Here is a 12,274-nt window from a genome sequence, read left to right as displayed (position 1 = left end):
AGCGTCTTACACGCCCCAGTCGAACGTGATGACCTTGCTGCCCTTGGTGCACCGCACCCCGAAACTCTCATACCCGCGCGATTGAGTCCGGCAGGAAAACCCCTGCACTTTCATGGGGTCACTTGTGCTGGGGAAGCTCGATTTGTCCCTCAGCATCTGGTCATAGGCCTGGGCCACCTCCTTGGCTTTCTCACACGCCAGCCCGCGCCCTGTGATGCGGTATATCCGGCTCTCGAGGTCCCCGCATGAGGTGGGCTTCTCGGCGGCTGATGAACTGGCCGCCGCGAGGACAAGAACGCAGAGGCTTCCTTTGATGGCGTGACGTATCGAGGCGAGGGACTTGAGGGGCTTCTTCATGATGGTCTCCTGCCCGTCTTTCATTGCGATCCCCGTGCCAGGAGGAGTTCCCTCGAAAACAGGGGGCGTGTGGTCCTCGGGCCACAGGGTGCAGGGAAAAGCGCGAAAGGGATGCGGGTGACGTGCGACGGTGCGGCACTCCCTCCGCTGCCTGGCTGTTCTCCAGTGAAGCGGGGAGCGAACGCTCGTTCGATACTTCTTCAGGGCCTCGCGAGCGTGAGCACGGAGGGCACGCGCTCCGGGGCCGCGAGCCTCAGCAGTCCATAACCGATGCCAGCCAGGCCCATCATCAGCCCCGGCGTCTCCGTGCCCCGGGGCAGTCCGCAGAGCCAGCCGCGCTCGCGTCCCCGGTGGATGACTCGGGCCGCGCGCTCCAGGGCCGCGCGAATCCACCGAGGCTCTCCAAGCACCTCTCCCGCAAGGTACAGCGGCTCCACATTGCCCAGGTCTCCGTGGCACAGGCAGTGGCTGCCGCCGAAGCCCTCGCGCAGGGTCGTGGTGAGAGCCGTCTCGAGCTCCGCGCGCACCTCCACTCCGTCCAGGTGCCGCAGCGAGCACAGCCTCCCCAGCGCGATGCCCGGGGCCCCATGGCACCACGTCAGCATGAAGCCGGTGTCGGCGCCCTGCTGGCCCTCCTCCTGCTCGCGCAGATCCCTCCAGTTGCCGCGCTCCGGAACGAACAGCGAGCGCTCGTAGGTGAGCGCCTGGATCGCGAGCTCACGGTAGCGTCCATCGCCCGTGGCGGAGGCCAGCTCCAGGAGCGCGTACGCGATGCCCGCCGCTCCGTGGGAGAAACCCGCCAGGGGCCGCGCTCCCGCGGAGCCCTTCCAGCCGACGCCGCCCTCTGAGATGGGTTGGGCGGTGACGAGGAGCCGCTCGCCGCAGCGTTTCGCGGCGTCCAGCAGCCGCGAGTCCCCCGTCCGGGCGTGGAGCCCGAGCAGGACGAGCGCGCACCCCGCCGAGCCGCTGAGCAGATCCAACCGCGTGTCGGTGTCGATGAGCGACTCCAGGGCGGGAAGGCCGGTGAGCACCTCGTCCATCAGTGCCGGCTCCTTCCAGAGGGAGGCCAGGTGGCCGAGCACATACGCGGAAGAGGCCCGGCCTACGAAGGCGCCTACGCCGGCCTCGTTCAGGCCCAAGTTGCGCCAGTCCTCCCGCACCGTCTCCATCGTGGAGCGGGCGAGCTCCTCGAAGTCCGCGCGCCCGGTCTCCCGGGCGAGGAACGCGAGGAACAGGGCGAGCCCGCCGATGCCCTCGTACAGATCGCCCCCGATGGGCGCGAGGCTCCAGCGCCATCTCCCGAGGTCCTCCAGGCTCATGCCGATCCACGACACGTCCGTGCTTCCCCGGATGGCCTTGGCCGTGAGGTCCTCACCGATGGCGGTCGCGGCGGCGAGGCAGTCCTCGCGCGTGGCGGGTGGAAGGGAAGGCGGGCGCTCGGCGCGGGCGATGGGACGCGCGGAGTCCCGGCTCTTGTCGAGGGAGACCATGGACTTGCGGATGAGGGAGACCTGCCAGGCACAATCCCTCTCATCCATCTGGGAGAGCCGCTCCCGCACCTCCGACAGGCAGTCCCGCGCGAAGTAGTCGCGGATGCACTCGCCGGTGCTGCTCCACAGGTGGTGCTGGCCGGGGCGCGTGGTGAACAGGGGAATGTCCCCGAGCCGCAGGTCCGCATGCTCGTAGGGGACGAGCTGCCGCAGCGTGGGCACGAAGGAGGCCTCGGCCCAGAGGTTGTCCAGCACCTTATCGCGCTCGAGGCCGTCGCGCAGGAAGTCGGGGTGGACGCTCTCCTGGAGGAGGAGGGTGTAGCGCTGGGTGGCGCGCACGATGTGGCGGACCTCCACGCCGGCGAAGGACTGGAGGGCCGCCCCGAACGCCTCGCGGTGGTGCTGGAGGAGCCGGTAGGTCTCCTCGAAGCCCTGGACGATGTCCTCGGTGAAGTCCGCGGCGTCCACCGGCTGGCCCTGGAGCTGGGGTCGGTTGCTGGAGCCGGAGGTGCGGCCCTGGCGGCGGACCATGCGCATGGTGTCGCTGAACGCGTCCTCCACCATGGGCACGGCCGTGGGCGAGAGCTGCCCGGCCTCGCCTCCCAGTCCGCTCATGTCGACACCGGCACGTCCACCTCGGCCGAAGATGAGCATGGGCAGCATGCCGACGGAGATGATGGAGCGATCGAGCTGGGCCCAGGCCTGCTGGAAGGCGGACTCCCCCATCTCCAGGGGAAGCCGCTGATGGAAGAGCGCCTCCAGGTCCACGAGCACGGGGTACTCGCCAGCGGCGATGAGGTTCTCCAGATGGAAGTCCACCGCCGCGAGCAGGTGGAGCAGGGACAGCGAGCTGCCCTGGCGCCAGTAGAAGCGCTGGAGGGCCTCGCGCGAGTCACAGCCCGAGGTGTCCACGAACTCGACCCAGCCATAGGCGCCACGGTCCACCACGGTGAGCACACGGTGCGGGTGGCGTGCCCCCCAGGCATTCAAGGACTGGAGGAGCTGCTGGAAATGGACGTCCACCGCGAGCGACTTGGGCTTGTAGACGAGCCGCAGGCCGGAGCTGAACCGGAGCAGGACGACGCTGCGGCCCTCGCGGTGGAGGTCCGACACACCCGTCTGGAGACTCGCCAGGAATCCAATGTCCTCGCCCCCGAGGAAGGCCTGGCCGAGCTGCTCGCGATCCGTGGCGATGCGCTCGAGGAGCTCCAGGCTCACGGCGAGCCAGCGCTCGGTGCTGGTGGCCAGGAGCCGGGCGAGCACCGGATACTCCTCCAGCAGGGCCACGAGCACCCGGGGATCCTGGAAGTGGACGGTGGAGAAATGGTGGAAGCGCTCCTGCGGAGTGTGGCCCGGGAGAAACTCCAGCACCCGGGCCACGTTGAGCTCGAGGATGAGGGTCCGGGTGGATAGGAATTGGAGCCGCCGCGCGAGCCCCTCGAGCAAGGTGGCCTCGGCCTCGGGTGAGAGCAGGGACTGCTCCCATCCATGGCGGGCCTGAAGCGCGGCCACGACGGTGCGCAGCTTCGCGGCGGCGATCCGGATGAAGGGGTGGAGGACTCCGGAGAAGGACAGTCCAGGCTGCCCCGGACCCGCGGGGGCCTGGAGCGAGGGAGGGAGCGGTTCCCTGGCATGCCGCTGCTCGATGACCTCCTCGATGAGGGAGACCCAGGGGCCACTGTCTTCGGGACCTTCCTCCGGACCCTCTGCGCGGAGCAACAACTGGAGGAACTCCTCCCGGTCGAGCCCGACGCTCTTCAGCCGCTCGTCGAGGGTCTCATCATCTCCGGACATGAGCTGACGCCAGGCGCTCACACGGCGCTCGGCCTCCTCGAGCGCCGGGTTGCTCCCTGGAGGGGAGAGGGAGTCCCCTCCCTTCGTGGTGGCCCGCTCATGGAGGAACGTCGCCTTCTTCCAGGGAAAGACAGGAGCAATCACTTGCATGGATGTCACCTAGGGCCGGAGCGTGGTCCGCCTGGATGGACTCGGTGGGGGCGGCTTGTGACGAAAATGGCGGCACCACTGGTGTCGCGGACTGGAGCCTGATGTCTGTAAAAGAAAAACCCCTGGCGGGACTGCTCCGGATGGAGCAGCCGCCAGGGGAGGGGATTCACGGCTATTCAGCGGGTGAACACAGCACGATTCCGCACGTCGCCCGGACGGGACCGGTACACCCCGTGGAGGGCTGCAGGTCCACGGCCTTGCCACCAACGATTGCGTTCAGCTCCCCTTCGTCGAGCTCGGTCAACGCCCTGCCGGAGGGGCTCTCGGGGATCGTCGCACGCTCCTCGTCGGAGAGGCTGGCGCGGAAGGACGGATCCTTCCAGGCCCTGATGATCATTTCCTTCTTCATGGTGTCGGCTCCAGGGTAGGGCGCCCGTTCGGGCGCGGTTCTCCTGGGTGGAGTCGGCGGGACGTATTTCGTGACGAAAAAGCACATCGCCACCGGTGCGGAGTGCTCACCGGTGGCGATGCCAACAACCGAGTCCTTGTCTGGGATTGTCTGGCCGCGAGCCCTACTTGTGCACCTGGGCGCGCACCAGCTCCGAGTAGATGCCACCGCGCAGGAGCAGCTCCTGGTGCTTGCCGGACTCCACCAGCCGGCCCTCGTCCATGACCAGGATGAGGTCCGCGTCCACCACGGTGCTCAGTCGGTGGGCGATGATGACGCGGGTGCACTGGAGCGAGGTCAGCGATTGCTGCACCCGGCTCTCGGTGATGGCGTCGAGCGAGCTGGTGGCCTCGTCCAGCAGCAGCACCGCCGGCTTCTGCATCAGCGCTCGGGCCAACGCCAGCCGCTGCCGCTGTCCTCCCGACAGTGATGCGCCCCGGTCCACCAGCGGCGTGTCGTAGCCCATGGGCATGGCCATGATGTCGTTGTGGAGCTGGGCCAGCTGGGACGCCTCGATGATGGGCTCCATCGGGGCGGACGTGTCGGTGATGGCGATGTTGCCGCGCAGCGTGGAGCTGAAGAAGGTCGGCTCCTGGGGCACCACACCCACCTGGCCGCGGACCGAGTGCAGATCCAGCTCCGTCAGGTCCTCTCCATCGAAGAGCACGCGCCCGGAGGAGGGCAGGTACAGACCGAGCAACAGGTTGGCCAGCGTCGTCTTCCCAGCACCCGAGCGGCCGACGATCGCCACGGACTGGCCGGGCTCGATGTGCAGCGACACATCCTGCACGACGAGCGGGGAGGTGGACGCGTAGCGGAAGGACACCCGCTCCAGCTCGATGCCCCCCTTCAGCTTCACCTGACGGCCCGGGCGCGAGGCGTCCCTCTCGGGCGCGGCGTCCAACACGTCGTCGATGCGCTCGATGTAGCTGCGCAGCAGTTGGAGCTGGGAGCCGGTGGTGACCAGGTTGCCCAGCGGCACGAGCAGCGCCCCGGCCAGCGCATTGAGTCCCATCATGGTGCCCAGCGTCATCTTCCCCGCCAACACCTGGAGCGCTCCAAAGGTGAGTAGCACCAGCGGCGCTACCAGCCGCAGCGTTCCGGTGAGCGCGTCCACCCATGCCGTCAGTCGGCCCCGCTTCAGCGACACGTTGAGCACGTTGACGAAGCTCTCCGAGAAGCGTTGCACCGCCTGGTGCTCCACGCCGAAGGCCTTCAGCGTCTGGATGCCCGTGAGCATCTCGATCTGGTAGCTCTGGTTCTTCGCCTCGACCTCCAGGTTCTCCGACATCAGTGCGCGCTGACGGTGCGTGGAGAGCAGGAGGACGAGGATCTGCAGGGCGCCCAGTCCCAGGACGATGACCCCCATGGAGGGACTCACCACGAACAGCAGCACGAGGTAGATGATCACCAGCGCGCCATCGAGCAGGGCGGAGAGCGTGCTGGAGGAGAGGATCTCCCGCACGGTGGCGTTGCTGTTGAGCCGCTGCATCAGATCGCCCGCGGCGCGTACCTGGAAGAAGGCGTAGGACAGGCCGACCAGGTGCTCCAGGAAGCCGAGCGTCATGTTCGAGTCCATGCGCGTGCGCAACTCGAGCAACAGGTGGCTGCGGATGAGCGAGGTGAGGAGCTGGAAGCCGGCCAGGGAGAGGAATCCCAGGCTCACCACCATGAGCAGGTGCGTGTCTCCCCGGGGCACCACCCGGTCGATGATGAGCCCCGTCAGCGCCGGCACCGCCAGTGCGAAGAGCTGGAGGATGAGCGAGACGATGATGATGCGCTGGAGGACGTGGGACTGCTGGAGCACCTGCATCGCGTACTTCGCGGCGGAGCGGGCCTGGGGCTTCTTGCCCGTCTCGAAGTTCTCCCCGGGCTCCAGGAGCAGGGCCACGCCCGTGAAGGACTGGCGGAAGCGCTCCAGCGACACCTTGCGCCGGCCATGGCCTGGATCCAACAGGTGGACGCCGTCCCGCCCCAGCCTCTCGAAGACGACGAAGTGCGAGAACTGCCAGTGGAGGATGGTGCCCGCGGGCAGATAGGTGAGTACCTCGTCGTCCACGGAGACTCCGCGCCCTCGCAACCCGAAGCTGCGCGCCGTGCGCAGGATGTCGAGCGCCGACACCCCATCCCGCGCAGCGCCCATCGCCTGGCGGACCTCCTCCAGGCGCACGGGCTTGCCGTGGTAGCCGAGCACCATGGAGAGACACGCGGCGCCACACTCGATCTCCGAGAGCTGACGCACGAGGGGAATCCGGCGCTCACGGCCCTTCACGCGCAGGTTGCGGAACGCGGGGAATCGCTCCGTGAGCCCCGGATGCCGAACGGCCTCAGTCCTCATGTCCCAGTGCTCCCTTCAGGCCCGGAATGAGCGTGACGAGGATGCGCTCCGAGCGCACGCGTGCGTCGGCCTGGGCCAGCATCCCGTCGAAGTAGTTGAACGTCTTGCCCTTGAGGGTGAAGGTCGGCGAGTCGATGCGCGCCCTCACCAGCACCATGGGGCCCGAGAGCTGGACGGCATCCGCGCTGTCCGCTCCGAGGTAGCGGCGGACCTCGGCGGGGCCGATGACCTGATCTCCCACGGACTCGATGTTGAACGTCTGGTATTCATGGCTGAAGCCGTTGAGCTCCACGCGCAGTGGCTTGCCCGGCTCGAGCCTCGGCCGGTACCCGCCCGGCAGCAGCGCCACCAGCGTCACGTGCACGTCGTCACCCACCACGGACACCACGCTCTCTCCCGGGTTGACGTACTGGCCCTGTCGCACGCGCAGGGCACTCACGACTCCCGCCTGCGGTGCCCGCAGCGTTCGCGCCTGTTGCCGGGCCTGGGCCAGCTCGCGCTCGGCTCGCAACGACGTGAGGGCCTGACGCGCGGCCTCGTCCGATGGATCCTGCAGCACCCGGACGAGCTGCAGCTCGAACTCGCGCTCGATCCGCTCCAGGGTGGAGGTCTCCTCCTGGGAGAGGAAGCTCACCAGCGGCTGCCCCGCCTCCACCCGCTGTCCGGGCTTCACCTCCACCGAGGCGACGATGCCCGGCTGCTGGGTGGTGAGATCGCTGCGGCCCTCGACCTTCACCACCGCGGGGCCAGAGGCGTACTCGGGAATGGTGCCGAGGATGGAATAGAGACCCGCGGAGACGACCAGGGCGAGCAGCAACCAGTATGTCCACCGGGTCCACTTGGGGGAGATGCGGAGGATGTCTCCCTCGTCCTGAGCGCCTTCGTGGTGGCGGAGCGCTTCCTCACGGAAGATGCGGCTGCGCTGCGTGGCTTCCGTGGTTCGTTGAGTGGCTTCCATGTTACGGCGTTGCCCCCGTCGGCGCGGAGCCACCCTTGCCCTGCGCGCCGAGCTGTTGCGTGGGCCCCGGACGGACGTGGACGACCATGCCGGAGGAGACCTCGGGCGGTGGTGGCTGGTTGAAGGTGGCGGTGGCGAAGACCAGGCGGGCCGCGGAGTCCACCTCGGGCGCGACGCTCTCCACCTGGCCCTGGAGCGAGAGATCCCTCTGGAGGACGTTCACCTCCAGGGATGAGCCTGGCTGAAGCTCCCGTGCCTGCTCCTCGGGGACGGCGAAGCGCACCTTCCAGCCGCCGGTGCCGAGCAGCTTGAGCACGGGCGCTCCCGCGGGGAGCCGCGAGCCGGGGCTGGAGAGCTTCGCGGCCACCACCCCATCGAAGGGCGCCACGAGCGTGGCATCGCCGAGGTTCTGCCGCAGCTCGGCCGCCTGGGCCTGGCGCTCCAGCGTGGTGGCCCGGGCCGCCTGCAGGCGGGCGTTGGCGGTGCTCTCCTCGTAGCGGACCTTGTCCAGCTCCTCCTGGGAATAGACACCGAGCTCCAGCGAGCGGGGGGTGAAGTAGCGGCCTTTCTTCGCACGGGCCTCGGAGAGGGCGAGCGAGGCGGCCTGCTCCTCGGCGCGAGAGCCCTGGAGGGTGGCCTCGGCGGCGGACAGCTGCTGTTGCAGCGAGCGCGTGTCGAGCCTCGCGAGCACCTGGCCCGCGTGGACGGACTGACCGACCTCGACCTCGAGCCTGTCCAGACGTGAGTCGAAGCGGGAGCTCACATTCACGGAGTCATTGGGGATGATGACGCCGAGGAAGGGCTCCTCGGTGCCCGGCCGGGAGACGGCTCCTCCGTCCACCACCGGGGCGGGCGGAGGGCCGTTCCCACTCACATCAGGGTTCGCGAGAGCGGGCGCCGAAGCCCCCACGCTCCCCAGACAAGCCAGTCCCCAACCCACTGCCGTCATCCGCACCCAACGACGCATTCCCAAATCTCCCCGTGGCAGGTCCCACACGGGGTGATACGGCGGGGGGGTATTGTGACGATTTATGGCGGATGGGTGTGATGGCCAGACCGCGAGCCTATCCGCCCGTGCCAGAGACGGCTGATCAGCCGCCCATGCAGAACCAGGGGTCCGAGGGCTTGTACTGGCCACAGACCAGACCGGGTCCACAGGTGGGGGGGCCCTGGGGGTCGCACGCCTTGCGGCACTCGTAACGCAGGCAGACGAAGCCCTCGGGACAGGGGCTCTTGAAGTCGCAGAGCTGCCTGCATTCCGTCCGTATTTCCCAGGGGTGCTGTGGAGGTGACGAGAGCCTGCACCTCTGGTCCTTGGGACATGGCGTCTTCCGGCAGTCCGGGCCATACACTTGCGAGCAGAAAGAAGCCCCCCCTGTATCCGGGGTGCATTGCTGGCCTTCGGGACAGGCGCGCCCCTCGCAGGTGGGGAGGCAGGAGGGGAGTCCTTCGCTTCCCTCCGAGCAGAAGGAACCGGTGGGGCAGCTCGAGGGAGCATCTATCTGGCAGGGTCGGCCGCACCACCCCTCCTGACACAGCAATCCTCGCACGCAACCGAGACGAACGCTGCGCGCGAGGGGTACACACAGCTCCCCCTCTTTGCGCTCTCCGATGAGCGAGCACCTGTTGACCAGGCCCTTCCCGTCCCGGGTCTTGAAGGCGAGGCAAGCGAATTCGTCCGGGCAGTCCTTATCATCCATGCACCTGCTGTCCGTGCATTCGGAATAAAACTCGCTCTGGATGTACAGGCACCCGAGCTGCGGATCGCAGTCCGCATCCGTGTTGCAGAGTCGCCCGTAGGTTGGCAGAGACCTCGATACATGAAGAGAGAGCACGGGAATGAGGTTCGCCCTCGTCCCCATCTGCTTGGGCGGAGGGGGTTGGCGCAGGGCCATGAAGACCAGCCCCACCACGGGGAAGGGGAGAAGCGCACAGCCCAGGGTGATGAAAAGTACGCGCCATCTCATGAAAGGGGTCACTTCCGTTAGGGGCCCTTGGCTGGTTCCGAAGGAGGACACCCCGGAGGGCAAATCTCCGGGTTGCCGAAGTTCACGCGGTTGCAGCTTTTCTCCCACTCCTCTCTCTTGAGTGTGCACGGAGGACCCTTTGGCTGCAGCCCCCACACGCTCTGGTGCAAGGGGACCTCGACAGCACTCTGCCGGTCCCAGGTTGAGCCGCACCCCAGCGCCAACGGAACGAGCAGCAATGCCATACGGAAGGGTTGTGCCATGCTGCCTCCTGCGCTCGGGGCATCAGCATGGGCGGCCGGGTCGGCGAAAATCCAATTCCGTGTGGAGCACTTGTCGTGATGACGAGTGAAGATTGAATTATTCGACATATTCCATTGTCTTCGCTCGTCATGATGACGAGTGCCCGGTCTGGAGCGGTGTGAGGGCGTGCTGCCGGAGCGGTCGCCACGAGCGAGGACTCTGCTAGGGTGGACCGCGGAGGTAATCCGCCCTGACACGACTCCTACCGTGGTGCTCACTCTGGCTTCTTCTGATGGGGACGTCTGCGGTGGCGCAGCCCGAGTCCCCCACCCACGAGCCCCAGGCGCTCGAGCCCGGCCAGAAGCTGAGCGTGCCGGTGCGCTCCCAGGACGGTGCCGCGCCGGTGCGCTCCGTGCTCGCCCTCGTCTCGCAGCCCACCCAGGTGGACAAGGCGGTGGACGTGGCGCGCCGCCCGGCGCCGGCCGTGGCGTTGGAAGGTGGCACGAACGGGACCGCCGCCGTGCCGCCGGAGCAGGTGGATGTGAACGGCATCCGGTTCTCGGACTTCCGGGCGCAGATACTCCCGGGCGATGCCAGCGGTCTCGACGTTCGCAAGAGCAGAGGCTCCCGGACCAAGGACGGGGCGTTCGTGTTCCTCGAGGTGCGGAATCTCCCGGGCCGTAAGCCCTGGGCGCCCGGTGCGGCGCGCCTCGTCAGCGTGAAGGGGGACGAGGTGCCCGTGCGTCGGGTGTGGATGGACAAGCCCCTGCTCGAACCCGGGGAGGTGGCGGCCGTCGTGGTGGAGACGGAGGCGCCCGGGCGTGGTCAGCGCTTCTTCCTGTTGGAGTTGGTGGACGCGCAAGGCGGGCGGCTGCTCCGCGTGGGCAGAGTCGCGCTCCGGGAGGTCCGGCCATGAGACTGGAAGCCCTGCACCCCGATCATCTCCGGCCTGGTGACATGATTGGGCCCTGGCGCATCGTGAAGCGATTGGGCGTGGGCGGCGCGGGGCGCGTCTTCAAGGTGGAGCGCGGCGGCATGTTCTACGCCCTGAAGATGTCCTTGCGGCCCCTCTCCATAAGCCTCGGGAATTGGAGGATGTCGCGGGAAGTGGCGGCGCTGCTGACGTACTCGCCCCATCCCAACCTGCTGCGCGTGTATGCGCTGGACTGTTGGCCCCACCCGGAGCAGGGCTACCCCTACTTCGTCACGGATCTGGTGGAGGGCGATGACTGGCACCACTGGCGCTGGAGGACGAACCCGGGTGCCGCCCTGTTGGTGGGCACCTTCGGTGAGGTGGTGCGCACCGTGGGCGTGCTGCACGAGCGCGGCGTGTACCACCGGGACTTGAAGGCGGAGAACCTCCTCATCCGCCGCGAGGATGGCAGGCCCTTCCTCATCGACTTCGGCAACGTGCGCCTGCCAGGGACGCTCGCGCAGACGCTGGGCGTGCCCTACGGTGCCCTCCACCTGTTGCCCCCCGAGCTCATGGAGTACACGCGCACCGAGGCCTGGAAGAAGGAGGTGCCCTTCGAGGGAGGCGTGGCCGCCGACCTCTTGCTGCATGCGCTGGAGACGACGGAGGGCGAGCGGAGGTCCCAGGCCTGGCAGGTATCCCTGTTGCTGCCGGAGGAAATCCCTCCGGAAGAGGCGATGCTGGAGCAGCGGGAAGAAGAGGAGTCGTCCCAGGCACCCGAGGTGGTCGCCGGGCCCGGCGAGCCCCCGCCTCCGGTGGACTCCCCGCCTCCTCCCGAGCGTCGGGACGCGGATTCACCTCCTCTACGCCCGTCGAGGCGCATGAAGTGGCTGCTGGCCCTGATGGTGGGGCTGGTGCTCCTGACCCTGCTGTCGTGGGGCGCGCGCTCCGGGCTCCTTTCGCGCGAGCATGCACCCGAGGTGGCGCCTTCCGCGCCCGCCTCTTCTTCGAAAGGAAGCCAACCCGTGCCCTCCACCCCGCAGGACTCCTCCACCTCCACCCCCGATACGCCGCGCTCCTCCCTGCTCACCGCGCTGCTGTGCGCCCTCACCGGCTTCGGTTGTCCGGCCGCCCCGGTCAAGCCCCAGCCCCCCGCGTACAGGGAACGCTGCCCCGAGGAGGCCCAGCACTTCATGTTCGACGTGATGAAGATGAAATACGGCCACTACCTGGTCACGCTCGACATCCATCAGCCCGGAGAGCGCATGCAGACCGGCGTCTACCGCGAGGGGCCCCTGCTCGGCCGGGTGGAGCGGGGCGATTGGATGAGCGAGAACACCCCGCAGGAGCTGCCCGTGGGAACGCTGCTCTACGGCTACCTCTGGGAGGGCTTCCGGGATGAAACCGACACGGTGAATGGGGTCATCGCCATCTACACCAAGGCCCTGCTGCCGGATGGCCGCGAGGGCCCCGTCTGCCTGTGGGTGGGAAATGCCGATGACATCTGGCCCCAGGACGATCCGGAGTCCAAGCCCGGGGCCGTCGTCCTGGGGCGCATGGCCCCCATCGTCGCCTTGGACGTCTGGCGGCGTTGAGGGCACGGCGGGGTTCGTGCT

At 68.1% G+C, this 12,274-nt stretch carries 8 protein-coding genes; 2 read left to right on the top strand and 6 right to left on the bottom strand.

The window, feature by feature from the left end; genetic code table 11:
* Positions 1-6: 6 nt before the first annotated feature.
* From DAT35_RS50560 to DAT35_RS50535, 6 genes are all read right to left on the bottom strand, one after another.
* On the bottom strand, positions 7-357 hold the full coding sequence (locus DAT35_RS50560) for a hypothetical protein (protein ID WP_146210215.1): 351 nt from the start codon (positions 355-357) through the stop codon (positions 7-9).
* A gap of 200 nt (positions 358-557) precedes the next feature.
* The gene (locus tag DAT35_RS50555) at positions 558-3,791 is read right to left on the bottom strand and encodes a type 2 lanthipeptide synthetase LanM family protein (RefSeq protein ID WP_108076667.1); all 3,234 of its coding nucleotides are present in this window, start codon (positions 3,789-3,791) and stop codon (positions 558-560) included.
* A 172-nt stretch (positions 3,792-3,963) separates the two neighbouring features.
* Positions 3,964-4,200 (bottom strand): mersacidin/lichenicidin family type 2 lantibiotic, encoded by a 237-nt coding sequence (locus DAT35_RS50550; protein WP_108076666.1) that lies wholly within the window; start codon positions 4,198-4,200, stop codon positions 3,964-3,966.
* Between the two features lie 163 nt (positions 4,201-4,363).
* Complete coding sequence (locus DAT35_RS50545; protein WP_108076665.1) at positions 4,364-6,577, bottom strand: peptidase domain-containing ABC transporter; 2,214 nt, start codon at positions 6,575-6,577, stop codon at positions 4,364-4,366.
* Positions 6,567-7,535, bottom strand: a complete 969-nt coding sequence (locus DAT35_RS50540; protein WP_108076664.1) for an HlyD family efflux transporter periplasmic adaptor subunit — start codon at positions 7,533-7,535, stop codon at positions 6,567-6,569. Before DAT35_RS50540 ends, DAT35_RS50545 begins: the two co-directional genes overlap by 11 nt.
* A 1-nt stretch (position 7,536) precedes the next feature.
* Positions 7,537-8,502, bottom strand: a complete 966-nt coding sequence (locus tag DAT35_RS50535) for an efflux RND transporter periplasmic adaptor subunit (RefSeq protein WP_108076663.1) — start codon at positions 8,500-8,502, stop codon at positions 7,537-7,539.
* A gap of 1,535 nt (positions 8,503-10,037) precedes the next feature.
* On the opposite strand from DAT35_RS50535, the gene DAT35_RS50530 reads away from it, so the two are divergent.
* The gene (locus tag DAT35_RS50530) at positions 10,038-10,661 is read left to right on the top strand and encodes a DUF2381 family protein (protein WP_108076662.1); all 624 of its coding nucleotides are present in this window, start codon (positions 10,038-10,040) and stop codon (positions 10,659-10,661) included.
* Complete coding sequence (locus tag DAT35_RS50525) at positions 10,658-12,253, top strand: protein kinase (RefSeq protein ID WP_108076661.1); 1,596 nt, start codon at positions 10,658-10,660, stop codon at positions 12,251-12,253. The genes DAT35_RS50530 and DAT35_RS50525 overlap by 4 nt, the downstream gene beginning before the upstream one ends.
* The last annotated feature ends 21 nt before the right edge of the window (positions 12,254-12,274 follow it).

The sequence above is a fragment of the Vitiosangium sp. GDMCC 1.1324 genome (assembly GCF_003044305.1).
In the GTDB taxonomy this organism is placed as follows: domain Bacteria; phylum Myxococcota; class Myxococcia; order Myxococcales; family Myxococcaceae; genus Archangium.
The sequence above is the reverse complement of the archived record's forward strand: the minus strand, read 5'-3'. Positions and strand labels throughout refer to the sequence as shown.

Coding starts and splice junctions, on each gene's coding strand:
- DAT35_RS50560 (WP_146210215.1), bottom strand. CDS start 357: ATGAAGAAGCCCCTCAAGTCCCTCGCCTCGATACGTCACGCCATCAAA.
- DAT35_RS50555 (WP_108076667.1), bottom strand. CDS start 3,791: ATGCAAGTGATTGCTCCTGTCTTTCCCTGGAAGAAGGCGACGTTCCTC.
- DAT35_RS50550 (WP_108076666.1), bottom strand. CDS start 4,200: ATGAAGAAGGAAATGATCATCAGGGCCTGGAAGGATCCGTCCTTCCGC.
- DAT35_RS50545 (WP_108076665.1), bottom strand. CDS start 6,577: ATGAGGACTGAGGCCGTTCGGCATCCGGGGCTCACGGAGCGATTCCCC.
- DAT35_RS50540 (WP_108076664.1), bottom strand. CDS start 7,535: ATGGAAGCCACTCAACGAACCACGGAAGCCACGCAGCGCAGCCGCATC.
- DAT35_RS50535 (WP_108076663.1), bottom strand. CDS start 8,502: ATGCGTCGTTGGGTGCGGATGACGGCAGTGGGTTGGGGACTGGCTTGT.
- DAT35_RS50530 (WP_108076662.1), top strand. CDS start 10,038: ATGGGGACGTCTGCGGTGGCGCAGCCCGAGTCCCCCACCCACGAGCCC.
- DAT35_RS50525 (WP_108076661.1), top strand. CDS start 10,658: ATGAGACTGGAAGCCCTGCACCCCGATCATCTCCGGCCTGGTGACATG.